General features: G+C 52.3%; 15 protein-coding genes. 10 read left to right on the top strand and 5 right to left on the bottom strand.

Translation table 11 applies throughout. The features are described from left to right. Positions 1-103: 103 nt before the first annotated feature. Entirely contained in the window at positions 104-1003 is a 900-nt protein-coding gene (locus ACFQ2T_RS14045) for a LysR family transcriptional regulator (protein ID WP_379035508.1), read from the top strand. Here ACFQ2T_RS14045 and hflX read toward each other — a convergent pair. From hflX to ACFQ2T_RS14020, 5 genes are all read right to left on the bottom strand, one after another. Continuing rightward, positions 995-2335: a GTPase HflX gene (gene hflX / locus ACFQ2T_RS14040; protein WP_379035506.1), complete on the bottom strand. Its 1341-nt coding sequence runs from the start codon at positions 2333-2335 to the stop codon at positions 995-997. The genes ACFQ2T_RS14045 and hflX overlap by 9 nt on opposite strands. A gap of 294 nt (positions 2336-2629) precedes the next feature. Then, complete coding sequence (locus tag ACFQ2T_RS14035) at positions 2630-3193, bottom strand: PEP-CTERM sorting domain-containing protein (protein WP_379035504.1); 564 nt, start codon at positions 3191-3193, stop codon at positions 2630-2632. Positions 3194-3411: 218 nt separating this feature from the next. Then, on the bottom strand, positions 3412-4803 hold the full coding sequence (locus ACFQ2T_RS14030; RefSeq protein ID WP_379035502.1) for an efflux transporter outer membrane subunit: 1392 nt from the start codon (positions 4801-4803) through the stop codon (positions 3412-3414). Beyond that, complete coding sequence (locus ACFQ2T_RS14025; protein WP_379035499.1) at positions 4793-7903, bottom strand: multidrug efflux RND transporter permease subunit; 3111 nt, start codon at positions 7901-7903, stop codon at positions 4793-4795. The genes ACFQ2T_RS14030 and ACFQ2T_RS14025 overlap by 11 nt, the downstream gene beginning before the upstream one ends. Beyond that, positions 7900-9150, bottom strand: a complete 1251-nt coding sequence (locus tag ACFQ2T_RS14020; protein WP_379035497.1) for an efflux RND transporter periplasmic adaptor subunit — start codon at positions 9148-9150, stop codon at positions 7900-7902. The genes ACFQ2T_RS14025 and ACFQ2T_RS14020 overlap by 4 nt, the downstream gene beginning before the upstream one ends. A 121-nt stretch (positions 9151-9271) precedes the next feature. On the opposite strand from ACFQ2T_RS14020, the gene ACFQ2T_RS14015 reads away from it, so the two are divergent. The 9 genes from ACFQ2T_RS14015 (at position 9272) to ACFQ2T_RS13975 (ending at position 22724) form a co-directional block, all read left to right on the top strand. Further along, complete coding sequence (locus ACFQ2T_RS14015; RefSeq protein WP_379035495.1) at positions 9272-9868, top strand: TetR family transcriptional regulator; 597 nt, start codon at positions 9272-9274, stop codon at positions 9866-9868. A 245-nt stretch (positions 9869-10113) separates the two neighbouring features. Next, complete coding sequence (ybaL, locus tag ACFQ2T_RS14010; protein WP_379035493.1) at positions 10114-11811, top strand: YbaL family putative K(+) efflux transporter; 1698 nt, start codon at positions 10114-10116, stop codon at positions 11809-11811. Positions 11812-12049: 238 nt separating this feature from the next. Continuing rightward, positions 12050-13216: an efflux RND transporter periplasmic adaptor subunit gene (locus ACFQ2T_RS14005; RefSeq protein ID WP_379035491.1), complete on the top strand. Its 1167-nt coding sequence runs from the start codon at positions 12050-12052 to the stop codon at positions 13214-13216. Positions 13217-13272: 56 nt separating this feature from the next. After that, entirely contained in the window at positions 13273-16437 is a 3165-nt protein-coding gene (locus tag ACFQ2T_RS14000; RefSeq protein WP_379035489.1) for an efflux RND transporter permease subunit, read from the top strand. Beyond that, positions 16430-17878, top strand: a complete 1449-nt coding sequence (locus ACFQ2T_RS13995) for an efflux transporter outer membrane subunit (RefSeq protein ID WP_379035487.1) — start codon at positions 16430-16432, stop codon at positions 17876-17878. The genes ACFQ2T_RS14000 and ACFQ2T_RS13995 overlap by 8 nt, the downstream gene beginning before the upstream one ends. Positions 17879-18025: 147 nt before the next feature. Beyond that, positions 18026-19300 (top strand): nitrate- and nitrite sensing domain-containing protein, encoded by a 1275-nt coding sequence (locus ACFQ2T_RS13990; protein ID WP_379035485.1) that lies wholly within the window; start codon positions 18026-18028, stop codon positions 19298-19300. A gap of 335 nt (positions 19301-19635) precedes the next feature. Then, complete coding sequence (locus tag ACFQ2T_RS13985) at positions 19636-20940, top strand: CmpA/NrtA family ABC transporter substrate-binding protein (protein ID WP_379035483.1); 1305 nt, start codon at positions 19636-19638, stop codon at positions 20938-20940. An 18-nt stretch (positions 20941-20958) separates the two neighbouring features. After that, on the top strand, positions 20959-21885 hold the full coding sequence (gene ntrB, locus ACFQ2T_RS13980) for a nitrate ABC transporter permease (protein WP_379035481.1): 927 nt from the start codon (positions 20959-20961) through the stop codon (positions 21883-21885). A gap of 32 nt (positions 21886-21917) precedes the next feature. Continuing rightward, positions 21918-22724 carry an ABC transporter ATP-binding protein gene (locus tag ACFQ2T_RS13975; RefSeq protein WP_379035758.1) on the top strand — a complete coding sequence of 269 codons (807 nt, stop codon included), beginning with the start codon at positions 21918-21920 and terminating at the stop codon, positions 22722-22724. Positions 22725-22811 lie beyond the last annotated feature (87 nt).

Below are 22811 nucleotides of genomic sequence, written 5' to 3'. Positions count from 1 at the left end.
TCTCGCCTGTAATCGTTTCAGAACACGCATTCTAGAAAACACAAACCATGAAGTAAAATGGTATTATTTCAACTATCGATTAATTTTATTCATACATAAATCTATGATAGAACGTATCCATTTGGCGATCATTCGCGAGGTTGAACGGCAAGGCTCACTTACCGCAGCAGCTGAAAAATTGTTTCTTACGCAGTCTGCATTAAGCCACTCCATCAAAAAACTGGAACAACAACTGGGAACGGATATCTGGCTGCGTGAAGGGCGCAGTTTGCGCTTAACCCAGGCAGGGCAATATATGCTGGCAGTCGCCAACCGGCTGTTGCCACAACTGTCGCTGGCTGAAGAGCGATTGCGCCAGTTTGCCCAGGGCGAGCGTGGCACCTTGCGCATCGGTATGGAATGCCACCCCTGCTATCAATGGTTGCTGAAAGTAGTGTCACCCTACCTGGCGGACTGGCCGGATGTAGATGTGGACGTAAAACAGAAGTTCCAGTTTGGTGGCATAGGCGCGCTGTTTGGCTATGAAATTGATATGCTGGTCACGCCAGACCCGCTATATAAACCCGGCCTGGTGTTTCAGCCGGTATTTGATTATGAACAGGTGCTGGTGGTGAATCACCGACATCCATTGGCAAAATCGGCCTATGTCGTGCCTGAACAATTAAGTAACGAAACGCTGATTACCTACCCGGTCGAGATAGACCGGCTGGATATCTATAACCAGTTCCTTCAACCGGCGGGGATCAGCCCGCATGTGCATAAACCGATTGAAACCACCGACATCATGCTGCAAATGGTCGCCAGTGGCCGTGGGGTTGCGGCATTACCGCGATGGCTGGTGGAGGAATATCAAAACCGGTTTGATGTAGTGCCGGTACAACTTGGTAAACAAGGCATCGCCAAACAGATTTACCTGGGCATCCGTGAAACAGATGTGCAGATTGATTATGTACAGGCGTTTATCCAGTTGGCGCAGGGCCGGAAGTCACTGCCATCACTCTAACTGTGTTAGTTGCTCACGCAGGCTATCTATGTCATTTTGCTCGCCACGCACAGTAAAGAACGTGCCGTCATCCTCAGAGCGCTCGTTCACTACCTGACAGGTGCTGTAGATTTTTCCGCGCAGTTGCTGCGCTGACCAGGGCAGGAAAATCTCGGTTTCAACCAGGTCCTGCTGGAAAAAATCAACGATCTTCTGGCGCAGGCTCGCCACTTCATCCGGGCGGCGCGCACTCATGACGATGCAATCCGGGTATTTCAGACGCAGGGCTGCTTCACACTCGGCTTGCGCCGTGGCATCGCCAACATAGTCTATCTTGTTGAACACGCGGATACGCGGCACATCGTCCGCTTCGATTTCCTCAAGTACTTTATCAGTCACTTCCAGCTGGCGTTCAAAGCCCGGATCGCTTGCATCAATCACATGCAGCAGCAATGACGCATCCAGTGCTTCATCCAGCGTAGATTTGAAAGAGGCGACCAGGCCATGCGGGAGGTTCTTGATAAAGCCGACCGTATCACTGACCAGAACGCGTGGCACGCTCTCGGGATACAAAGCCCGCACCGTGGTATCCAGCGTCGCGAACAGCTTGTTCGCCACCAATACTTCGCTGCCAGTCAGCGCGCGCATCAAGGTAGATTTACCTGCGTTGGTATAACCAACCAGGGCGACACTCGCCATTGTCTGGCGCTCCTGACGGCGGGCGCGTTGCGTTCTGCGTTCGCCATCCATCACGATGATTTCCTGTTGCAGATCGGCAATGCGGTCACGAATCTTGCGTCTGTCCAGCTCGGTGTGCGACTCACCTGCCCCGCGACCACCTGCGCCACTACGCTGACGCCCTTGTGGGCCTGCCAGTTTTGCCGCCTCACGCAAACGTGGCGCCATGTAGCCTAAACGCGCGATCTCAACCTGCGCGCGTGCAGCACGTGAGCGGGCATTGCGGTGAAAGATTTCGAGGATGACCATGGTACGGTCCATCACCTCGCAGCCCACTTCAATTTCAAGATTGCGCGCCTGGGCCGGCGAAATTTCGTGGTCTACCAGCACGGCTTCTATCTCGGGCAAGTCTGCATTCGACGACTGAGACGTATCCTCTACGGGTTCATTGCTGACGTAATGTCGAATTTCCTCGCGCTTGCCTATCCCAAGATAGCCAGTCGTATCAAAGCTTGAACGCTTCTGCACAAATGTGTTGACGATTTTGTAGCCCAGTGTTTTTGCCAGCTCACTCAGTTCGTTCAAAGAGGCTTCAAACTCGATATCACTCACATTCGGTAACTGAACTGCCGCAACTACAGCGTACCTGATAGGCTCTTTAACTTCACTTTGCATTAGGGGATAAGGTCTCTAGATTTGCTGAAGGTAGATAGTACCTGTAAATGTAATGGTCACCATCATAAGGAACTAGATAAAGTACTTAACAATGACTGAATGCAAATAGTCAAATGACATAAAACTCTGTAAAGAGCAAATAGACTATAAATCCTGCTAAAAAATTTCCAACTCAAAGCGGTCTAATTATTGCTGCTGATTGCCGCTTTCTTAAACTCAATTTTGATATAACTCCAAAGAGTAAAAATAAAAAGCCCATCACATCGTGATGGGCTTTTTTTAATCTAGAGCAAATTAAGAACGACGACGAGCTGCGATCAAACCTAATAGGCCTAAGCCAGCCAGAAAGCTAGCACTAGATACTGGTTCTGGTACTGGTGAAAGTGATGCGGATACATCTGGACCGCTGCCTACTAACTGGAAGCTGCCTGAGTACAAGCCGTTAGTGGTATAAGCAGTAACAATACCACCGATGAAATCAAGACCTGTGGCACCAAAATCAGGGTTTAGGGCTGAGTCAGGATCCCATGTAAAACTGAATGTATCAAAAGTATTAAAACTTGTGAAATCAAAACCGAATACGGAACCGCTACCGAAGAATGTAGCTGAACCGCCTGATGGATTGGTCACGGAAGTTGGGGTTCCGTCAATGACAAGGGCACTTCCATCTGAGGTGATTGCTTTACTGAAGTCAAAAACCAGTTTGGTGATTTCATAGCTGGAACCGTTAAAACCGCCAGTTTCGATATGAAAACCATCGGCACCTGGTTCTGTTACAAAAATAGACGCTGCAGCAAAAGCCTGCGTGCAGCCGAATGCCAAGCTTAAGGCAACTGCAAATTTACTAAGTTGTTTCATATGGGTCTCCTCAATTGAAAAATAATAAGAACTTCAAAAAACGCTTAAAAATGGGAAATCGCCCTGAAACTTTATTATTTATTTTTTATACTTGATTTGAATATACATTCATCAAAGAAATTTGCAATTGTCTTTCCCTGTTGCAAATGAATTCAGGTGAAAATTTTTGTAAACTCAGCAATTAACGCAAGATTAATCTATCGCTACTTTTCTTACCTTTAATTGCCACCCAGCGCTTTGTACAGGCTCACCTGATTTTGCAATGCTAATTGCTGAATCTGTAATGCCTGTGCCTGCGCATCCAGCACACTGCGTTGGGAATCCAGCAACTCTAAATACGTTACCAATCCTTGATCAAGTTTGCGTTTGACCAGTTGCAGACGACTACTTTCCAAGTCACTCAATCGTGTTCTGGATGCTGATTCCTCAGCAATAGCCGTACGAGTCGACAACACATCCATCACTTCCTTGAACGCTGTCTGTATGGTTTTTTCGTAATTGGCGACTTCGATGTGCTGGCGTGCTTCGGCCAGGTTGAGGTTGGCTTTGTTTCCATAGTTAAAGATCGGGATGACCAGTTGCGGGCTGAACGCCCAGTAATTACTGCCGGTCTGGGTAAACAGTTTGGAGAAGTCGGAGTTGACCAGGCCGATGTTGGTGGTCAGTTGCAGACGCGGATAAAACGCAGCCCTGGCAGCACCGATATTGGCATTGGCGGCTTTTAGTTGGTGTTCAGCGGCGCGGATATCGGCTCTTCTGGTAAGCAGCGTTGAAGGCAATCCGGCAGGTGTGGTACCTAGCCTGAGTGTTTCCAGTGGCTTGATTGTCAAAGCCGTTCGCTGTGAAGGTTCTCCTAACAATAAATACAGCGCATTTCTGGTGGTTTCCAGTTGGCGTTGCCATTGGGCGTATTGCGCCTGCACCTGCTCTACCTGGATTTGTGCGGCTTTCACATCCAATATCTGGTCTAAGCCAGCTTCGAAACGGCGTTGCGTGCGCTGCAAGGTCTGCTTTCTGTCATCCAGCGTTTGTTGCGCCAGTTTGAGTTGCGCATGTATGCTCAGCAGGTTGACGTATTGCGTGGCGATTTCGGTGACAAGTGTCGCCTGTATCGCCTGCCGGTTTTCCGCGACTGCCAGGTATTGTTCCAGTGCGGCCTGGGATAAGCTTTTGACGCGACCGAATATATCCACTTCGTAATCGGAGATACCAACGCCTACCCTGAACAATTCTGCTTCAAAGGCCTGGCTGGAGCTGAACACCGTTCTGCTGCGGTCGTAAGCAAGGTTGCCTTGTATGGTCGGTAGCCGGTCGGCTTTCTGGATACCGTAAGTGGCTTTGGCTTCATCCATGCGCAACACTGCCGTTTTCAGGTCACGGTTATGCGCCAGGCCAACTTGTATCAGCTTCTGTAAATCGGCATCCGGGAAATAGCTTTGCCAGGTGAGTGGTGGTGCTTCAGCGACTGATTCATTGGCTGGCAGACCTGGATAAGCTTCAGGCACCGGTGCTGCTGGCCTGAAATACTCAGGTACCAGCGAGCAGCTGCTAATGGCGAACGCCAACGCAATGACTGCTGCCAGCGGGCCTTTGATACGACTACTCTTCATGTGACACCTTTTGTTGAGTTTCCGGCTTGCGCATCCAGCGCCCGACCACCATAAAAAACAAGGGGACAAAAAAGATCGCCAGCAAGGTGGCAGTGATAATGCCGCCCAGCACGCTGGTACCGATGGCCACCTGTGCACCGGACGCCGCGCCGGTAGAAAAAGCCAGCGGGATCACGCCGACACCAAACGCCAGAGATGTCATCACAATCGGGCGTAAACGCTCTTTGGCGGCCAGCAGGCTGGCTTCCATTAATGGCATGCCTTGTAACACGTGTTCACGTGCAAACTCGACAATCAGGATGGCGTTCTTCGCCGACAGGCCTATGGTAGCAATCAGGCCTACCTTGAAATAAATATCATTCGGCAAGCCACGTATGGTCACGCCCATTACGGCTCCCAATACCCCCAAAGGCACTACCAGCATCACGGCAAACGGGATCGCCCAGCTTTCATACAAAGCGGCCAGTACCAGGAATACCACCAGAATGGATAACCCAAACAGCAATGCTGCCTGGCTGCCGGACTGCTTTTCTTCCAATGATTGCCCGGCCCATTCAAAACCTATGCCTTTACCCAGCCCCTGCACTATTTTTTCTATGGTTTGCATGGCTTCACCACTACTGTAGCCTGGCCCCGCGCCACCGTTGATATTAAATGAGGGGAAGCCGTTAAAGCGTGTGCGTTGCGGCGTGCCCATGGCCCAGCCCAGCGTCATGATAGAAGAAAGCGGTACCAGGCTGCCGTCGGCCGCTTTCAGGCGGATTTTCTTGATATCTTCCAGCGTCTGGCGCTGTTTGCCATCGGCCTGTATCAGTACCCGCCGCACCTGGTTGCCATAGACAAAATCCCCCAGGTAATTGGAACCCAGCAAGGTCGCCAGCGTGTCATTGATCTCATCCAGCGATACCCCCAGCGCATTGGCTTTGATACGATCCAACTGCATATTGACCACCGGGGTATCGTACAAACCCGCGAACAATACATTGGCTAATTCAGGATGTTTGGCCGATTCGGAAATCAGCTGGTCACGCGCTTTCATGAGGGTTTCTATACCGACACTGGCGCGGTCGACCAGCTTGAGGTCAAAACCACCCACGCTGCCCAGCTCAGGTAATGGTGGCGCATTCATGGCATAAATAGTCAGATTCGGGCGGCCATAAAAATGCTGGTTGACGCGGTTTACAATTCCCTGCACCTGCTGCTCAACCTCGGGACGCTCCGCCCAGTCTTTGAGCGTGATAAACAGCATGCCGCTATTAGTACTGGTGCCATAAAAGCTGAAACCACTGACTTCAAAGATGATATCGACTGGTTCATTCTTCTGGATATAACTGCTCATATCGCCCAGCACCTTTGCCGTTTCCGCCAGTGTCGCGCCTTGTGGTAAGGATACCATCACCATGAAGTTGCCCTGGTCTTCTTCCGGCAAGAATGCACCAGGCAAGCGCATAAACAACCAGCCTACCAAAGTGACGATCAAAGCGAACACCACCAGCCAGCGCAAAGGTTTTTTGAGCAAGCCACCGGTCAATCGCGTGTAGCGTTCGGTCAAGCGTTGGAAGCTGCGGTTAAACCAGACAAAGAAACCGGCTTTTGCCCCGGATTCATGACGTAGCAAGGTCACACACAATGCAGGCGTCAGCGACAACGCGAGGAATGCAGAGAAGCTGATTGAGACGGATAATGCCAGCGAAAACTGGCGGTAGATATTGCCCACCGCACCACTGAAGAATGCCATCGGGATAAACACCGATACCAGAACGGCAGTAATCCCAACCACGGCGCCGCTGATCTGCGACATGGCTTTCACGGTAGCATCGTAGGGCGACAAGCCTTCATCGACAATCAGGCGCTCTACGTTTTCCACCACCACAATCGCGTCATCAACCAGGATACCAATCGCCAGCACCACGCCAAACATCGTGAGTACGTTAATCGAATAACCCAGCCAGTACATCACGGCAAACGTACCCATCAAGGCAATCGGCACCACAATGGTCGGTATCAGCGTGGCGCGCAGGTTTTGCATAAACAGATACATGACCAAAAACACCAGCACCACCGCCTCAATCAGGGTCTGGATCACTTTCTTGATCGAAATAGACACAAAGGCGGAGGAGTCATACGACAGCTGGAACACCACATTCGGCGGGAAGTACGGCTGCATCTGTTCCATGGCAACCTTCACGCGCTTGATGGTTTCTACCGCATTTGAACCCGGTGCCAGTTTGATCGCCATACCGGCGGCATTCTTGCCGTTCACTTTTGAGCTATAGGTATAGTCGCTGCTGCCCATTTCGACGCGCGCGACATCCTTGACCAGCAATGCTGAGCCGTCCGGCTGCGTACGGATAGGCACATTGGCGAAATCTTCCGCAGTTTTAAGCGTGGCATCTGCTTCCAGTGACACACTGAGTGGCGCACCATCCGGCACACCGCTGGCACCCACCTGGCCCAGGGTCAGGCGGGTATTGTAGCTACGCAAAACATTGGAAATTTCCGTCACGCTGACATTCAGGCCCGCCATTTTCTGCGGGTCAGGCCAGATACGCATGGCGTATTCCGGGCTGAATGACTGTACTTTACCGACACCCTGCACGCGTTTAAGCGTCGGCATCACGGTGGCGGATGAGAGCTCGCCCAGGTCAATTTCGCTGTAGCGGTTATCCTCTGAAGTCAGGGAAACGATCAGCTGGAAGCTGTCAGCAGACTTTTCGACCATGATGCCGCTACGGCGGACGATTTCCGGCAAGCGCACTTCTACGCTCTTGAGGCGGTTTTGCACATCCACCGCTGCCAGATCGGGGTTGGTGCCCTGGCGGAATGTCACGCTGATGGACGCCATGCCCACATTGCTGGTGGCCGATACATACATCAGGCCTGGCATACCGTTCATCTCACGCTCGATGATCGAGGTCACGGTTTCTTCTACCACTTTGGCTGACGCGCCGGGGTAGGTCGCTGCGATATTGACCACCGGCGGTGCGATGTCAGGATATTGCGCAATCGGTAATTGTTTAATGGCCAAGATACCGGCCAGCACGATCAGGATCGCGATCACCCAGGCAAATATCGGGCGATCAATAAAGAATCTGCTCATGAAGCGGCTTTCGTTGATTTTTCGGGTGTGTCGCTGTTGCCACTGCCGTTTTTACCAGCATCGCTTTTGCCAGTTTCACCTTTATCAGTGTCCGCTTTATTCATCTCGGTGACGGTGACGACTTTAGCTGTCACTTTGGTTCCCGCGGCCTGGGTGGCGGCATTGGTGACCACCACACGTTCACCCGGTTGCAGACCCTGCTCGATGACCCATTGCTTGCCTGACAGGCTGCCGGTTTGTACTTCACGCGATTCCAGCACCTGTTGCGCATTCACCACCCAAACCCGCGCAGAAAACTGGTCACGCAGCAAGGCGTCGCGGGGAATCAGGATCGCTTTAGGATTGGTCGCCTGGCGGATTTTAAGGCGCACATAAGCACCCGGCATCAGTTCCTGTTGCGGGTTTTCAAAAATGGCACGCATCACCACCGAATCTGTGGTCTGGTTGACAGACACATCCGAGAATGAGAGTTTCCCCGCGCTTGGGTAAGTTGTCCCATCCGGCAGGATCAATTCTATTTTAAATTTGCCATCATTACCCTTGAGTTGTCCGTCACGTAGTGCTTTGCGCAGTGCAAACACTTCAGAAGAAGATTGCGCAAAGTTCACGTAGACCGGATTCACCTGTTCCACCGTGGTCATATGCGTCGCTTCATCCTTACCCACCAGCGCACCTTCCGTCACCAGCGCCCGTCGGGCAACTCCATCAATAGGTGCCGCTACATTGGCATAACCCACATCCAGTTTGGCGCGATTGAGTTTGGCCTGGGCGGCCGCCACTTCTGCTTTTGCCAGCTGCACTTCGGCTTGCGCCGCACGAAAATCACGCTGACTTACCGACTGGTCGCTGACCAATGCCTGGTAGCGCTGTAATTTATCATTGGCATTCACCAGGTTGGCTTCGGTTCTAGCCAGTTCTGCATCGGCCTCAAGTTTGGAAGCCTGTAACTGCTCGGGATTCAGCGCAAACAAGATTGTCCCTGCTTTGACTACTTGCCCTTCCTGGTATAAACGCCTGGCGACAATGCCCGTCACCCGCGCCCGCACTTCAGCAATGCGGAATGCTTCAACACGCCCCGGCAACTCTGTTTCAGAGGGTATTTCTGTATATTGCACCTGCACCACCTCTACTTCAGGCGCACCAGCCGCGCCAGCTGCAGCTTCTTCAGTTTTGCTGCAGGCAGCCAGTTGCAAAAGTAAACCCAGAGAAAGTAATAACGAAATGGATTGCGAACGTAATAGCGACATACACATGCCTTGAATGCGAATGGCTACTATTCTAGCCGCAGTTTTTTAATTAATCAATCGTGACTGATTAATTATTTTTTGCTATGATGACGTCATTCATTTCTTAAGCATGTCATTTGCCATGGCCAGAAAAACCAAAGAGGACGCCCAAAAAACCCGTGACCAGATCCTGGACGCTGCGGAATCGGTGTTTTATCGCCAGGGGTTTACCCTGACCACCATGTCCGACATCGCCGTCACTGCCGACCTTTCGCGTGGCGCCGTCTACGGGCATTACAAAGGTAAACTGGAAGTCGCCACCGCCATGGCTGAACGTGTGATCGACCAGATAACCCCGTTTCAGGGCGATGCAAGCTTAAGTCCTTTGCTTAACCTGAAAGAATACTGCCTGCAGGAAATTTGCAGCTATATAGAACCCAGTTCCACCCAGAAAGTATTGTTTTTTTTGTATGTCGGCATTGATGATTCCCCTGAACTGTTACAGCTGCGCTATGCATGGGAGAAAAAACGCATAGCGCAGATTGATAGCCTGCTCAGGCAAGCCATCACAGCCGGTGAGATCAAGCCTGATGCAGACTTTGAGCTGATCAGTCTGTATTGCCAGTCGATTATTGAAGGTGTTTTCAGCATCGTACATTTTGGTAATCTGCCGGAAACACAGCGCTGGCAAAAAGCCGAACAGCTTTGTGAATATGGGCTGCAACGGCTGTCCAGTTAGAAAAATCCCGTCTTTCCTGATTCTGAGTCAGGACTGGCTTGCATATATAAAACATTGACGACTTGCGGTGGCATACGGCAAGATGAACACTAAAATACATTGATGTAAATTTAAGAGAGTTTGATCAAGCCTCTCTTTCAAGAAAAAATGTTCAACTTTTTAAGCTGATCATGGTCAGTCATTCAAACCTATAATAAAAGCTCTCAAAAAAGCCCTTTCAATTTGCCAGAAGAAAAACAAGCATTATGGATCACAACCTTTCCCTGATAACCACGATTGCCGCAGCTTTTGCGCTATCGCTGATCTTTGGACTCATCGCAGAAAAACTCAAATTACCTGCCCTGATCGGCTATTTATTTGCCGGAATATTGATCGGCCCAGCCACGCCTGGCTTTGTCGCTGATATCGAAATCGCATCGCAGCTTTCTGAAATCGGCGTCATGCTGCTGATGTTTGGCGTCGGCCTGCATTTTTCGGTGCAGGATTTAATGTCTGTGAAGCGCATTGCGCTACCTGGCGCCCTGGTACAGATGACACTGGCGACGCTGCTCGGCATGCTGGTCGCCCATTACTGGGGCTGGAGCATGGGACACGGGCTTGTGTTTGGTCTCTCGCTTTCTTGCGCCAGTACCGTAGTACTGCTGAAAGCACTGGAATCCAGGCGTATCCTCGAAAGCATGAACGGCAAGATTGCCGTCGGCTGGCTGGTGGTAGAAGACATGGTCACCGTACTGGTACTGGTGCTGATGCCAGCCCTGGCAGGCGTGCTCGGTGGCCAGGGTGAGGCTGCAAGCGCCAGTTCCATCTGGGAAACCGTAGGCATGACCATGCTGGAAGTGGCTGGTTTTGTGGCCGTGATGCTGGTGGTAGGCCGCCGTGTGTTGCCATGGCTGCTGTGGTATGTCGCTGGTACCGGTTCACGTGAGCTGTTTACGCTCACTGTGATTGCAGTGGCGATTGGTGTGGCGTTTTTTGCGTCGTCGCTGTTCAATGTGTCATTCGCGCTGGGTGCCTTCTTTGCTGGCATGATCATGCGTGAATCCGAATACAGTCATAGAGCAGCTGAAGACTCCCTGCCCTTCCGCGATGCGTTTGCGGTGTTGTTTTTTGTTGCGGTAGGCATGCTGTTTGACCCTAGCATCCTGATCAAGCAACCCTACCAGGTGCTGGCCGTGGTGGCTATTATTATTGTAGGTAAATCGCTGGCTGCAGTGGCGATTGTCCTGGCCTTGCGCTACCCGTTGAATACCGCGCTAACCGTTGCCGCCAGCCTGGCGCAGATCGGCGAATTCTCGTTTATCCTGGCAGGACTTGGCGTATCGCTGGAACTGTTGTCGCAAGACGCCATGAGCCTGGTACTGGCCGGGGCACTGATCTCTATTGCACTCAACCCGCTGGTGTTTGCTTCGATCAAGCCGTTTGCAAACTGGGTGGTCAACAAATCGGATGTCGCTCGGCGGTTGTCACAACGCATGGATCCATACGGTGAATTACCGATGACCACTGAAAGAAAATTCCTGGAAGGCCAGGTAGTATTGGTTGGTTATGGCCGCGTCGGTAAACGTATCGCCATGTCACTTGAAGCTTCCAGCATCCCTTTTGTAGTCGCCGAACAGAATCGTGAACTGGTGGAGAAACTGCGTAAAAAAGGCCAGCCTGCCGTATCAGGTAATGCGGCTGACCCCATGGTGTTGATACAGGCGCACATTGCCAACGCCGCCATGCTTATTATTGCAACGCCTGACTCCATGGATATCCGCAAAATTGTCGATATTGCCAAGCAGTTGAAACCGGATATAGAAGTGGTGATCCGTACCCATCACGAAGACGAGTACCAGCGCCTGCAAAAAGAAGTTGGCGATTCGGTATTCTTTGGGGAAGAAGAGCTGGCAAAGGGAATGTCTGCACACGTTTTGCAGCGGTTTGAACGACATATTCTTTAACACTGCCGCTTCCGCAAAAAACACAACATCCGGGCCGAATCCAGGCCCGGATTTTTTATTGACGCTGCTGTCACAGAAAATTCTGCTAAAGTGTCTCCAGCAAAGGCACGGATACGTATCGTTACATTTCGATGTAATAAAAAACCGTAGAATCTTGTCAGAGCAATATAACGATTTGAAAACAGTTTCTATGAACCCTCTCCTAGCGTCATTTCTATTACCAGGCTTTTCAAGGCGCATGTGCAGCCTATGGCTGATCAGCCTTAGCCTGATCGCCTGTTCCGGCAATGACACTTCTAAAAACCGCAGCCAGAAAACCCCTGAAGTGGGTGTCGTCACCCTGCAGGAAGTGACCCAACCTATCGTGGCAGAACTGCCCGGGCGTACCAATCCGTTTATGATTGCGGAGATTCGTCCGCAGGTCAGTGGCATTATCCGCCAGCGTGCTTTTACCGAAGGTGAAAGGGTCAAAGCGGGCGACCTGCTATACCAGATTGAACCGGCACCCTACCAGGCCAGCTATCAAAGCGCATTGGCTGCACTACAAAAAACTGAAGCGACCCTGGTCACCCTGAAACTCAAAGCAGACCGTTATAAAGAACTGGTCAAAATCAACGCCATCAGCCGGCAGGATAACGATGATACCCAAGCCTCGCTGCAACAAGGCGTAGCGGATGTAGCAGCGGCCAGGGCAGCTTTGAGTACAGCAAAAATCAATCTTGATTTCACCAGGTTGGTGTCACCGATTACCGGCTTTGTGTCCACCTCTGCCGTTACACCGGGCGCGCTGGTCACAGCAAATCAGGAAACAGCCTTAACCAACGTCCAGCAACTGGACCCGATTTATGTCGATGTGATCCAGTCCAGCAGTGATTTACTGAAACTCAAGCGCGATATCGCAGCCGGAAAGCTGACTGGCAATGCGCAAAAAGAAGTGGCCGTGCGGGTAGTGCTGGAAGACGGCTCGACCTACGCGCATGCCGGTAAACTCAAATTCAGCGGGGTGAGTGTGAATACCACGTCGGGCGCGGTGACGTTGCGGGCGGTGGTGCCTAACCCCGAAGGTATTTTACTGCCTGGCATGTATGTACACGCGCTGATCGACGTGGCGCAGGACACGGCAGCCATCCTGGTACCGCAACGGGCTGTGACACGCAACACACGCGGTGAGCCTACGGTACTGGTGGTCGATAGCGAGCAAAAAGTACAGCAAAAAACCATAGAAACCAGTGGCACCCAGGGCGAGGAATGGCGTGTGACCAAAGGCGTGCAAGCCGGTGAGCGCGTGATCATGGATGGCGTTCAAAATATATCCATGGGTAGTGTAGTCAAGGCGGTACCTTTCACCTCGCCAGCAGCACCTGCCGCAGCCACACCTCCAGCAGCAACTACCCAGCCGCGTTAAGAGATTTCACAACACCCATTTACTGCGCGCTTACTTCACACTAAAAGACTTTACACATGGCTGCTTTTTTTATTCAACGTCCGATCTTTGCCTGGGTGATTGCGATTGTCATCATGCTGGCAGGCATAGGCGCGATCGAATGGCTGCCACTGGAGCAGTACCCGGATATTGCGCCGCCACGGGTATCGATTAACGCGACTTACACCGGCGCCGCTGCCGATACCATAGAAAACTCGGTCACCCAGGTGATCGAGCAATACATGAAGGGGATTGATAACCTGACCTATATGTCGGCCAGCAGCACTTCTTCCGGCACCGCCAGCATCAGCCTGACCTTTGATGCAGGGACTAACCCCGACGTAGCGCAGATGCAGGTACAGAACAAACTGCAGCAGGCCATGCCACGCTTGCCGCAGATTGTACAAAGCCAGGGCGTGACAGTCGCCAAGACCGGCATAGACTTCCTGATGATGATTTCATTGATGTCTGACAGCCCGACGGTGCGGGCGATTGATATCGGCGACTATATCTCCAGCAACCTGATAGACCAGATCAGCCGCCTGGATGGCGTGGGTGATGTACAGGCCCTGAGTTCAGGCTACGCCATGCGGATCTGGCTGGATCCGGCCAAGCTGCAAAAATTCAACCTGATCCCTGCTGATGTTTCAGCTGCCTTACAGGCGCAAAATACCGAAGTGTCCTCTGGCCAGTTGGGCGCGTTACCTGCAGTCAAAGGTCAGGAGCTGAATGCGCCTATCACTGCACGCAGCAAATTGCAGACGGTAGACCAATTCAAACAGATCATCGTAAAGTCCGGCGCAGACGGCTTTCTGGTACATTTATCTGATGTCGCCAGAGTGGAGCTGGGAGCTGAAAGCTACACGCCGGTAGCAAACTTGAATGGCAAAACTTCGGCAGCTTTTGGGGTCAAGCTGGCTTCCGGTGCCAATGCCTTGGCGACTGCACAGGCGGTGAAGGACAAACTGGCTGCGCTGGAACCCTTCTTTCCGCCCGAGTTAAAACTCAGTGTACACATCCCGTATGACACCACCCCCTTTGTACGCCTTTCGATCAAGGAAGTAGTCAAGTCGCTGATCGAGGCGATTCTGTTGGTGGTGATCATCATGTATGTGTTCCTGCAAAATCTGCGGGCCACGCTGATCCCGGCGATTGCGGTCCCCGTCGTATTGTTGGGGACCTTTGGCGTGCTGGCTGCCTTTGGTTTCTCTATCAACACCCTGACCATGTTCGGCCTGGTGCTGGCGATCGGCTTGCTGGTCGATGATGCGATTGTGGTGGTAGAAAACGTCGAACGCGTGATGCGTGAAGAAGGGCTGGGACCTAAGGAAGCCACGCAGAAATCCATGCGTGAAATCACCAGTGCCCTGGTCGGTATCTCGCTGGTCCTGTCTGCGGTATTTATCCCCATGGCGTTCTTTGGCGGGGCCACCGGTGTGATTTACCGCCAGTTCTCCATCACTATCGTCTCTGCCATGTTGTTGTCTGTGGTTGTTGCGCTGACCCTCACCCCCGCGCTGTGCGCCACCATCCTGAAACCGTCGCATCAAGGCCATGCTGCTACCGGCGGTCTTTTCGGGTGGTTTTTCCGCTGGTTTAATCCTGCATTCCAGAAGTTTGCTGACGGCTACCAGGGCATTGTCGAGAAAATCCTCAACAGGAAGATATTCACCATGGTGATCTATGCCGGAATACTGGCATTGCTCACGGTGCTGTTTATGCGCTTGCCCAGTTCTTTCCTGCCTACCGAGGACCAGGGTGTACTGATGGCACAGATCCAATTACCGGTGGGCGCCACCGATACCCGGATGCAGCGTGTACTGCGGCAGATCGAACATCACCTGGACAGCCAGTCTGAAGTGATAGCTGAGTATTTAACCATCGCCGGCCTTGGCCAGGGCGGCGGTGGCAGCCAGAATACCGGGCGGGCATTTATCCGCCTGAAAGATTGGTCATTGCGTGGCGAAGGCCAGGATGCAGCCTCGCTGGCTGACCAGATGACAAAAGCATTCTCTAACATCCGTGATGCCAAATTGTTTGTCAACCAGCCTTCGCCTGTACGCGGGCTGGGTCAAGGCTCAGGTTTTACGCTGGAATTAAAAGACGTCGGTGGTTTAGGGCATCAGGCACTCATGGACGCCAGAAACCGCTTTGTGCAACTGGCGTCAGATAATCCCAAACTCAACCGTGTGCGTCCCAGCGGGCTGGATGATACGCCTATGTTCCGCCTGAACATCGATGACCAGAAAACCGGGATTTATAACCTGACCACGGCCAACATCAACTCGACCTTGTCTATCGCCATGGGCGGCACCTATGTGAATGACTTTATCAACAAGGGGCGTGTGAAAAAAGTTTACCTGCAAGGCGATGCACCTTATCGCATGCAACCCGAAGATATTGATCGCTGGTATGTGCGAAACACCACGAACGACATGGTGCCGTTCTCATCCTTCTCCAGCACCAAGTGGGTGTCTGGTTCACCGCTGCTGGAGCGATTTAACGGTATTTCTTCAATGGAAATTGTCGGTGAAGCTGCCAAGGGTATCAGTACCGGTGAAGCCATGCGTATTGCTGAAAATATCATGCAACAATTACCGCCGGGTATAGGGTATGAGTGGAGCGCGCAATCCTACCAGGAAAGATTATCCGGCTCACAAGCGCCATTACTGTATGCCATTTCAGTGGTATTTGTGTTTTTGTGCCTGGCCGCCTTATATGAAAGCTGGGCGGTGCCGTTCTCGGTGATCCTGGTAGTGCCACTTGGCATTTTGGGTGCCGTACTGGCGACTACTTTGCGTGGCATGACTGCAGACGTTTATTTCCAGGTGGGCTTACTCACTACCATAGGCCTCGCCGCCAAGAATGCCATCCTGATCGTGGAATTTGCCAAGCATCTGCAAGAACAAGGCAAACCCTTACTGGAAGCGACACTGCAAGCAGTGCAACTAAGGCTACGCCCTATCCTGATGACTTCACTGGCGTTTATCTTTGGCGTATTGCCGCTAGCATTTAGCCATGGCGCTGGCGCGGTCAGCCGCCAGGCGATAGGCACTGGCGTACTAGGTGGCATGCTGACCGCTACTTTCCTCGGTGTATTTTTTGTGCCCTTATTTTATGTGCTGATCCGCTCGCTGTTCCCGTACCAGGCCGAAGGTGCTTCAGTTGAAAAGCCACAGCACAGTAAGGCAGAACATGAGTAATCGTATGCGTCATCCTTTAAAACTGTCTGCGTTGATCCTAAGCTCATTATCACTGACCGCCTGCATCAACCTGGCGCCTTATTTCCGCCCGCCAGAAGCACCGGTGCCTGCCACGTTAGGCACCGTCGACAATGATCAGAAAGCACTGACCGAACTCGGCTGGCAGTCTTTTATCACCGACAAACGCTTGCAGCAAGTGGTCGATCTGTCGCTGAAAAACAACCGGGACTTGCAGGTGGCAACGCTCAATATTGAAAAAGCCAGGGCGCAATACCAGGTGCAGCGTGCGGACTTGTTTCCTACCGTGGCAGCCACCTTGTCAGAAACTGCCTCTAAAGGCCTTTCTAACGTTGGCAATAATGGCAATGTGTCTGCAGGCACTGTCGCCGCAAGTAATAATAACAGCGGCAACGTATCGCATGTTTACCGTGCCACGGTTGGCTTCAGTGCCTATGAACTGGACCTGTTTGGACGTATCCGAAATTTAAACGCACAGGCCTTGCAGACGTTTTATTCACAGGAAGAAAACCGCAAAAGCACGCAGATCAGCCTGGTGGCTGAAGTCGCCACCGCCTGGCTGACGGTGGCCGCAGACAAAAAGCGGCTGGACATTGCCCAGCAAACATTGAAAAGCCAGCAGGACACTTACGACATCAACCAGAAAATGTTTGACCTGGGGGTCGCCAATGCCCTGACCCTGAAGCAGTTGCAAACCAGCGTTGATAATGCCCGCGTCGCGGTCGCGACTTACAACATCCAGATCAAGCAGGATATCAATGCCCTTAACCTGCTGGCTGGCAGTGTAGTGCCTGCAGCCTGGTTACCTGATAGCACACTGTCCAGCGTGGCACTTGCCACACCGTTACCACGCGGGATCAGCTCTAAAACCTTGCAGCAGCGGCCGGACGTGCGTGCCGCCGAGCATTTGCTTGAAGGCGCCAATGCCAATATCGGTGCACTGCGTGCTGCCTTTTTCCCCACCATCAGCATGACCACCACCATAGGCACTGCCAGCACGGAGCTGGATGGTTTGTTTGGTCCAGGCTCCCGCATCTGGACTTTTGTGCCGCAGATCAGCCTGCCTATTTTCAATGCCGGACGTAACCGCTCCAACCTGACTATCGGCGAAAAAAACCAGCAGATCCTGCTCGCACAATATGAGAAAACCGTGCAAACCGCTTTCCGGGAAGTGGCAGATGTACTGGCGCAACGCGAGGGTTTGCAGGCGCAGCTGGAAGCACATCAGTCATTAAACGGTGCCGCCGCCGAAGCGTTTAAACTGGCCGATGCCCGCTTTAAAAATGGCGTGGATAGTTACCTGGTGGTTCTCGATGCGCAAAGAACGCTTTATACTGCCGAGCAATCACTGGTGACCTTGCAGTTAAGCGATGCCGCCAGCCAACTGACCTTATACAAAGTGTTCGGTGGTGGCTGGCATTAATACCTGATGGCTTACGCCATAGACTGCTTGTCCGCTACCGCGTCACTCGTATCAGGTTCCCCTTTTATACAGCCTGCTTAGCCCCGTTTTAAATAGAAAATGAATGTGCATGGCAAACGTGCACATTTTTTGCTTAGGTTTTTAGTAATGAGTACAGATATTTCCCCCGAACAAACCATCGTCCTGGCAAAAATCAGGCATATCGAAGAGCTTGAGCGCCTCGATACCTGCATTCAATTTGTCGAGAGCATAGGCCAGATCATTCATCAGGTGCAGGCAGAACGCGGTGCCAGCTGCCTTTACCTGGCCTCGGCCGGAAAACGGTTTGCGCCCGAGCGCGCCGATATCATTACTCAAAACCAGGCAACAGAAGCTGGCTTCAGGCAAGCCTTGCAACAGCATTTACACCTGGACCTGTTAACCGATGCCAGGCAGCTGACACTGATTTCGTGGATATTGCTGGGCTTTGACCAGCTGGTCTCTTTGCGCCACCAGGTGACCTTGCAGAAAATCTCGTTCGCGGATTGCATAGAATCCTACAGCCGCCTGATCAGTAGCCTGATCGCGCTGATTTTCGAGATATCGGACAGCTCGGTCAACAGCAAGATTTCCACCTGCCTGCTCACCCTGTATAACCTGGTACAAACCAAGGAGTTTGCCGGGCAGGAACGCGCAGTGGGCTCTTACATCTTTGGTTCTGGCAGCGTGCAACTGGCGCACCAGCAACGCTTGCTGGAACTGATTGCACAGCAGGACAGACACACAGAATTATTCTGCCAGTTTGGCAATAACGAGTTACGTGCCTCGTGGAATACCCTGCAGGTTTCCGGCCTTTTCCGGCAGCATCAGCAGTTGCGCACCAAACTCACCACCGCCAAAGACCAGCAACCTCTCAAGCCCAGTGATGCGGATATCTGGTTCGATTTATGCTCGCAAAAGCAGGCCAGCATCTGGCAACTGCAATGCGAGCTGATCCAGAAAATGCACGACATGCTGGAAGTGCTCGCCCACAAGGCCAAACATGACCTGGAATATACCCAGGAATATTTGCAAGCCATCACCGCCAAAGCCTCACCCAATACCACGCTGGATGGCACGTTTTTTAATCTGTCCATCCCGGTCGAAAGTGCATTGAGTTTCCATGCGCACGACAGCGCGCAAGCTTATCCCATGGCGTCCATGATCAGCCTGTTACAGCAGCAATCACGGCAGATTGCCGACATGGAAGGCGAGTTGTCCGACACCCGCAAAGCGCTGTCAGAACGCAAGCAAATTGAACGTGCCAAAGGCCTGTTGATGAGCAGGCTGGGTATTGATGAGATGGAAGCGTACAAGACCTTGCGCAACCTCGCCATGGAGCAAAAACGCAAGATCATTGATGTCGCTGAAAACGTCCTGACCCAGCAAAAACTCCCCTCCTGACTGCTACATTTGATGGTGCATGCGCACTGAATAAGTGCGATGCATATCGCTTAAAACCGCTCTCTCCCGCCCTTGCAGCGGGTTTTTCTTTCTGAAATCGCCACTTTTCCCGCATTTTTCGCAGTTGGCATACCGCTTGCTAGATGACACTTAAGCACCACGGAAACGGGTGCCATTGTCAACGGCGATAATGGCTCTGATGGATGACCAGGTGTGATGTTTAATTAGTGTATTTCCAGGACAAAGGCGTCCTGATGGTATCGCGAAAGCAATGCCATCAGGACGCCTTTTTTGTTTTTCATTTTTCATATTCATTTATTTTCAAGGGAGCAGAAATGAGCAGTTCCGATAAAAAAGACCTGGTACAACCCGCAACACCGCCTCAGCCCGAGTCAGTGGATAGCCAGCGCCGTCATTTCTTTATGCATACACTGGCCGGCGCATTTGGTGCTGCCGCCATGATGAATATGGTGCCGTCTGCCATCCGCAGCCAGGCCTGGGCAGCTGGTTCAGATGCACCTGAAATCACCGAAGTGAAAGTCGGCTTTATTCCGCTCACTGACTGTGCACCTATCATTGTGGCGGCACAAATGGGCTTTGATAAAAAATACGGCATCAAGATTGTGCCGTCGAAAGAAGCTTCCTGGGCTGGCGTGCGTGACAAGCTGGTCAACGGTGAACTGCATGCGGCACATGTGCTGTATGGCCTGCTCTATGGCGTACAACTAGGCATAGGCGGCCAGCAAAAAGACATGAACCTGCTGATGACGCTGAACAATAACGGCCAGGGCATCACCCTCGCCAACCAGCTCAAGGAAAAAGGCGCCACCACCGGCGCGACCCTGAAACGCCTGCTGGATAACGAAAACCGCGACTTTACCTTTGCCCAGACTTTCCCTACCGGCACCCACGCCATGTGGCTTTACTACTGGCTGGCGACTTACGGCATCAACCCGATGCAGGATGTGAAAACCATCGTTGTGCCGCCACCGCAAATGGTTGCCAATATGCGCATAGGCAATATGGATGGCTACTGCGTGGGTGAACCATGGAACGCGCGTGCCATTTACGACAAGATAGGCTTTACCGCAGCGACCTCGCAGGATATCTGGGTCGATCATCCGGAAAAAGCCCTGGGCACTACCGCCGACTTCGTCGCCAAGCACCCGAATACAGCACTGGCATTGACCAAGGCCATCCTGGAAGCCTGCCGCTATATCGATGCAACCAAAAACCGCCCTGAAGTCGCCAAACTGATTGCAGGTAAAGCGTATGTCAACGCACCGGAAGAGGTGATTGAAGGCCGCTTCCTAGGCCATTACGACAATGGCATCGGCAAGAAATGGGAAGACCCGAACTACATGAAGTTCTTCAACGACGGCAAGGTCAACTTTCCTTACCTGTCTGACGGTATGTGGTTCCTGACTCAGCATAAACGCTGGGGCCTGCTGAAATCTGACCCGGATTACCTGGGCGTGGCGAAAAAAGTGAACCGGATTGATATCTACACCGAAGCCGCCAAGGCGCTGGGCATTAACGTGCCGACAGACCCTATGCGCAGCAGCAAGCTGATTGATGGCGTGGTATGGGATGGTAAAGACCCGAAAGCCTATGCCAACAGCTTCAAGGTTAAAGCTTAATTCTTAAGGAGAGTCACCATGAGTGTCGTCAGCTTTAACAAGGAAAAAATGATACAGACAAGCGAGGACGCTGTGCAATCAGCGCCTGCACAACCCGTTGTTGCTGTGGTTATCCCTCTCTCGACCACAGCTGCAGTAGCCACTCCGTCGTTGCAGCGGCGGAGCGCATGGGCGGCAACCACCAAACGTGTATTTGAATGGTTGTTGCCGCCTGTGATTGGCTTACTGGTATTCGGTGCCATTTGGGCGACGGTGGCAGCCCTGACGCAAGGCTTGCCTGGCCCGGTGAAAACCTGGCAGTCGGCAGTCGAGCTGTTTAGCGACCCGTTTTATATCAATAACCCGAACGACATGGGCATAGGCTGGAACATCCTCAGCTCGCTCAAACGCGTGGCGACCGGTTTTGCCCTGGCGGCGATTGTCGGCATCCCCATGGGCTTTGTGATTGGCCGTTACGCATTCATGTCGCGCATGGCAGCCCCCATCATCAGCCTGTTGAAACCGGTATCTCCCCTGGCCTGGTTGCCTATAGGTCTGCTGGTATTCAAAGCGGCTGACCCGGCGGCGATCTGGGTGATTTTCATCACTGCGGTGTGGCCAATGATCATCAACACCGCCGTCGGCGTCAGCAAAGTGCCACAGGACTACATGAACGTAGCCAAGGTGCTCAACCTGTCGGAATGGAAAGTGGTCACCAAAATCCTGCTGCCTTATGTCATGCCCTACATGATGACCGGTGTACGCCTGTCTATCGGTGCCGCCTGGCTGGTGATTGTGGCAGCAGAAATGCTGACCGGCGGTGTTGGCATTGGTTTCTGGGTATGGGATGAGTGGAATAACCTGAATGTAGAGCACATCATCATCGCCATTTTTATCGTCGGCATTGTCGGCTTGTTGCTGGAACAGTTGCTGGTACTGGCAGCTAAACGCTACAGCTACGAATAAGCCATCACAATAAACCCATAAAGGAATTCATGATGACAACCGCATTGCAAGAACGTTATGTCCTGATCGAAAACGTCAATATGACGTTTCAAACAAAAAAAGGCAGCTTCCAGGCCTTGAAAGATATCAACCTGGATATCCGCGAAGGCGAGTTTATCTCCATCATCGGCCACTCAGGGTGTGGCAAATCCACCGTGCTCAACCTGATTGCCGGGCTGCTGCAACCGACTGAAGGCTACCTGTTCTGTGCTGGGCGTGAAATCGCCAAACCTGGCCCGGAGCGTGCGGTCGTGTTCCAGAACCATTCCCTGCTGCCATGGCTGACCTGTTTTGAAAACGTGTACCTGGCAGTGGAACGTGTGTTTGGTGAGCATGAAAGTAAATCACAACTGGCTGAACGCACTACTGCCGCACTGGAACTGGTGGGCTTAAGCCACGCCATCGATAAACGCCCGAATGAAATCTCGGGCGGCATGAAGCAGCGTGTGGGTATCGCCCGCGCCCTGTCCATGGAACCTAAGGTGCTTTTGCTGGATGAACCGTTTGGCGCGCTGGATGCACTGACCCGCGCCGGATTGCAGGATGAGCTGATGAATATCATGGCCCGTTCGGGTTGTACTGCGGTCATGGTCACGCACGATGTGGATGAAGCAGTGTTGCTGTCTGACCACATCGTCATGATGACCAACGGCCCGGCAGCCACCATAGGCGAAATCCTGGAAGTGGATCTACCGCGTCCGCGCCACCGGCTGGAGCTGGTCGAAGACCCGGCCTATACGCATCTGCGTAGTGAAGTATTGAAGTTTTTATATGAAAGACACGCCAAAAAGGCGGCATAAATAAAAGTGGTGCTGACGGGCGGCAACCCGGCAGCACCGCATACCTCATCGAAGTATGGTTACCCACTTAAGCAAAGGAGCAACAAC

Origin of the sequence: Methylophilus flavus (assembly GCF_042678905.1) — a bacterium.
Lineage (GTDB): Bacteria > Pseudomonadota > Gammaproteobacteria > Burkholderiales > Methylophilaceae > Methylophilus > Methylophilus flavus.
The sequence above is the reverse complement of the archived record's forward strand: the minus strand, read 5'-3'. Positions and strand labels throughout refer to the sequence as shown.

Bases quoted from the DNA above. Each gene is read 5' to 3' on its own strand.
- ACFQ2T_RS14045 (WP_379035508.1), top strand. From the start codon at position 104: ATGATAGAACGTATCCATTTGGCGATCATTCGCGAGGTTGAACGGCAA.
- hflX (WP_379035506.1), bottom strand. From the start codon at position 2,335: ATGCAAAGTGAAGTTAAAGAGCCTATCAGGTACGCTGTAGTTGCGGCA.
- ACFQ2T_RS14035 (WP_379035504.1), bottom strand. From the start codon at position 3,193: ATGAAACAACTTAGTAAATTTGCAGTTGCCTTAAGCTTGGCATTCGGC.
- ACFQ2T_RS14030 (WP_379035502.1), bottom strand. From the start codon at position 4,803: ATGAAGAGTAGTCGTATCAAAGGCCCGCTGGCAGCAGTCATTGCGTTG.
- ACFQ2T_RS14025 (WP_379035499.1), bottom strand. From the start codon at position 7,903: ATGAGCAGATTCTTTATTGATCGCCCGATATTTGCCTGGGTGATCGCG.
- ACFQ2T_RS14020 (WP_379035497.1), bottom strand. From the start codon at position 9,150: ATGTCGCTATTACGTTCGCAATCCATTTCGTTATTACTTTCTCTGGGT.
- ACFQ2T_RS14015 (WP_379035495.1), top strand. From the start codon at position 9,272: ATGGCCAGAAAAACCAAAGAGGACGCCCAAAAAACCCGTGACCAGATC.
- ybaL (WP_379035493.1), top strand. From the start codon at position 10,114: ATGGATCACAACCTTTCCCTGATAACCACGATTGCCGCAGCTTTTGCG.
- ACFQ2T_RS14005 (WP_379035491.1), top strand. From the start codon at position 12,050: ATGTGCAGCCTATGGCTGATCAGCCTTAGCCTGATCGCCTGTTCCGGC.
- ACFQ2T_RS14000 (WP_379035489.1), top strand. From the start codon at position 13,273: ATGGCTGCTTTTTTTATTCAACGTCCGATCTTTGCCTGGGTGATTGCG.
- ACFQ2T_RS13995 (WP_379035487.1), top strand. From the start codon at position 16,430: ATGAGTAATCGTATGCGTCATCCTTTAAAACTGTCTGCGTTGATCCTA.
- ACFQ2T_RS13990 (WP_379035485.1), top strand. From the start codon at position 18,026: ATGAGTACAGATATTTCCCCCGAACAAACCATCGTCCTGGCAAAAATC.
- ACFQ2T_RS13985 (WP_379035483.1), top strand. From the start codon at position 19,636: ATGAGCAGTTCCGATAAAAAAGACCTGGTACAACCCGCAACACCGCCT.
- ntrB (WP_379035481.1), top strand. From the start codon at position 20,959: ATGAGTGTCGTCAGCTTTAACAAGGAAAAAATGATACAGACAAGCGAG.
- ACFQ2T_RS13975 (WP_379035758.1), top strand. From the start codon at position 21,918: ATGACAACCGCATTGCAAGAACGTTATGTCCTGATCGAAAACGTCAAT.